Below are 259 nucleotides of genomic sequence, written 5' to 3' on the forward strand. Positions count from 1 at the left end.
GAGATAGTTCTTCAAATGAAGAGTAGCTCAGCCCTCCATTTATTTTGAGAGATATATTTGGGAAAAGCTCATATCGGGCATTTATATTGTTATTGAATTGAAACAGGGTATAAGAATATGCGCTTACGAATGAGGCGACAGGGTTTGTAAACGTATTGTTTTCCCAATTTAAGCCTCCATTTTGTAGATATAGGGCTGGGGCATTAGGACTTAGTATTAATGCCTTTGCAGTCAAATCTTCATTGATAACGTTGTTTTT

Annotated in this window: 1 protein-coding gene; it reads right to left on the reverse strand. The window is 36.3% G+C overall.

The features are described from left to right. Window positions 1-259 (reverse strand): hypothetical protein (locus SB772_RS42750; RefSeq protein ID WP_410838865.1); only part of this gene is annotated, 259 nt, incomplete at both ends.

It is taken from the genome of Paraburkholderia sp. SIMBA_030 (assembly GCF_046535245.1).
GTDB lineage: Bacteria > Pseudomonadota > Gammaproteobacteria > Burkholderiales > Burkholderiaceae > Paraburkholderia.